The 1,216-nt window shown below is 33.5% G+C and carries 1 rRNA gene; it reads left to right on the top strand.

What is annotated here, in order from left to right:
* Positions 1-75 (top strand): 5S ribosomal RNA (gene rrf, locus ACQKFO_RS23580); the annotation flags it as partial.
* Positions 76-1,216: the final 1,141 nt, after the last annotated feature.

Here is a 1,216-nt window from a genome sequence, read left to right as displayed (position 1 = left end):
AACACGGAAGTTAAGCTCTTCAGCGCCGATGGTAGTTGGGGGATCTCCCCCTGTGAGAGTAGGACGTCGCCAGGCAAATAGAAAAAGAGTAGCTCTTAGGGGCTGCTCTTTTTTGTGTTTTCATGTAAATGAGTTCTTGGTTCGAAGAACAATTTGGTTATAGGATAGAGAGGGCGGATTTTTTGCGTTTTTATTTGTTGAAGAAATGTTATTGAAGGCTGATCGTACTATTAAAATAAGAAATGAAGGACAGATTGCGATTAAAATACGGACAATGTTTTTGGATGTATTTGGAAAAAAATCGCAATTCTAAAACAAAATGACACAATAACGGATGTAAACGACGAAATAAAAATAAAAAAGACGCAATTTCGATCTATTTTGATGCAATTATTTTAATGGCCCCCTATAATGCTCTGACAATTGAAGCCACAATCTATATTGTAGGTCTGATTATTACCGATCGTACATTGTATAGGGCTAAATCGTTCTATTTTTAATGATAAAACACGCACTGATTCTAGTATTGAACGATTAATATATTAGAAAGTTAAAAAATATCAAAAAATACAAACTAAAATTAGCTTTTGCCTAAGAGTGTCGCAATTGATTTCGACCACCTTCAGATCTGGAACTCTCCCTACCTCTCAATAATTTAGTTATCCTGCAGGAACTCAGCGGCATATTTCCATTCAGAATACCTCAATCTAAACGCGGAGATAATCAGGTAACCTGAAATCATCAAGCGGATATGTTTAAGATTCTTTTCTATGTGTATATATATAGTGTAGGTATTCTAAACTGAACACTCAGACACCTATAAATAATAAAAAAGGTATTGTTATTAAATCGATGTTTGTGATATTATTGTTTTTCCGCCTTTTATAAGGGAAGTTAATTAATATCTCTTTTAGGCTCGTTTTAAGTGTTTAATAACTTAATAAATATTAAAGTTGAAAAACACCTAAAAAGAAGTTGACTTCTGCGAAGTTAACTGGTAAAGTATTATTTGTTGCCACAAACGGCCAACAAAACACGATGAACTTGATCGAAACTTTCTCAAAAAAGTTGTTGACATCAAATGAATGATCGTGTAACATAGTAAGGGTCGCTTCGAGAGGAGCACTTACACATTGAACCTTGAAAACTGAACAAAACAAGACAATACGTCAACGTTAATTCTAGATTTATTTTTAAAGAGCTATTCAAACTTTTA

This window comes from Rossellomorea sp. NPDC071047, assembly GCF_050270195.1.
Lineage (GTDB): Bacteria > Bacillota > Bacilli > Bacillales > Bacillaceae_B > Rossellomorea.
The sequence above is the reverse complement of the archived record's forward strand: the minus strand, read 5'-3'. Positions and strand labels throughout refer to the sequence as shown.